Source organism: Mesorhizobium sp. B2-4-19 (assembly GCF_006441315.1).
Lineage (GTDB): Bacteria > Pseudomonadota > Alphaproteobacteria > Rhizobiales > Rhizobiaceae > Mesorhizobium.
In genome coordinates, this window is the sequence record NZ_VFUV01000043.1 from 1 (window position 1) to 1,552 (window position 1,552).

Below are 1,552 nucleotides of genomic sequence, written 5' to 3' on the forward strand. Positions count from 1 at the left end.
TCAGACTGCTGACAAACCCCGTCAATTTTGGCGGGGTTTTGTTTTTATGGTTTGAATGGGCTCGTTATTTCGGTGTCGGGACGAATTGTCTGGAGGTTGCCGGTTCGGCCGCGGGTGACGCCTCGCCTCAGGCGAAGCGGGTTTTGTTCTTTGGCCAGAGACAAAGGGCGATTTTCTTGATGTTCTGGGCGGCGGCTGCGAGTAGGCATTGGCAGGCGACGCGGGTTCGGCTTTTGAAGCGTGCATAACGGTGGCCATGCAACTGCTTGGCGTCGGCAAAAGATCGCTCGACCGTCTCCTTGCGGCGCCGGTAGATAGCCTTGCCCCACGAAGTGAGGCGGTTGGCGTCGTTTCGTTCGCGTGCCTCCTGCCAGACATGGCGGGTGATCAGCCTGGTGGCGTTGGCGTTCGAGGTGCAGGAGGCGAGCAACGGACAATCGCGGCAGATGGCGGGATCGCTCTTGTAGTGGCGATAGCCGGTGCGGTCGGTGGTGGCGTAGGCAAGCAGTTGGCCCTGCGGGCAGCGATAGCCGTCAAGCTCCCGCTCATAGGCGAAGGCGCTCTTCCTCATCATGCCGGGTTTGGGTGGGCTCGGGTTGCGATAGCCGGTGACGCCCCTGATGGCGCGTTCCTCCAATCCCCTGGCGATGCCCGGCGTGGCATAGCCGGCGTCGAGGCCGACGGCGCCGACCTGGAAGCCGAAGCGCTCCACCTGCCGGTCGAGGCGGGAGAGATAGACGATGGAATCATGCACGTTGGCAGGCGTTGCATGGGTATCGGTGATAATGGCGTGGGCGGCATCCACCGTGCGGTGGTCGAGGTAGAAGAAGCCCTTCGGCTTGCCGTCTCGAACCATGTAGCCGGCATCCGGGTCGGTGCGCGAGACCTTGGTCTCTTTCTCCACCGGCTGCCGCTCCTTTTGCTTCAGCGGCTTCTGGCCATGCAGCGCCCGCTCGGCCTCGATCGCCCGGTCGAGATCGGCCCAGTAGTCGGCCCGTGACTTGGCCACCATGGCAAGGTCGTATTTGCCCTTGTTGGCATTGGCCTTCAGATGCGTGCTGTCGGTGTAGAGCACCGTGCCGTCGACAAGCCCATGCCCGATCGCCTGCTCGACAATGCGGTCGAAGATGCCTTGGGCGATGCTCTCATCCTGATAGCGCCGGCGCCGGTTCTGCGACAGCGTCGAGGCGTCGAACACCCTATCGGTCAGCTTCAGCCGCAAGAACCAGCGATAGGCGACATTGACCTCGATCTCGCGCACCAACTGCCGCTCCGAGCGAACCCCGAACAGGTAGCCCACGAACAGCGCCTTGAACATCAAGGTCGGATCCAAAGGCGGGCGGCCATTGTCGGCGCAGTACAGCGGCGCCGTCAGTTCGTGGATGAAGGAGAAGTCGATCGCGCGGTCGATCTTGCGCAACAGATGATCAGCCGGAACAAGCTGATCCAACGTTACCATCTCGAGCGCGGTCTGTTCAGGGGCGGGTCGCTTCAACATGACCCAGTGAATCAAAAACCCCCAGCAAAAGCCAGGGGTTTGTCAGCAGTCTGA

Annotated in this window: 1 protein-coding gene; it reads right to left on the bottom strand. The window is 61.9% G+C overall.

Annotated features, from left to right (window positions below; all coding sequences use genetic code 11):
* Positions 1–127 precede the first annotated feature (127 nt).
* Positions 128–1,498, bottom strand: a complete 1,371-nt coding sequence (locus FJ546_RS31025; protein ID WP_140893037.1) for an IS1182 family transposase — start codon at positions 1,496–1,498, stop codon at positions 128–130.
* Positions 1,499–1,552 lie beyond the last annotated feature (54 nt).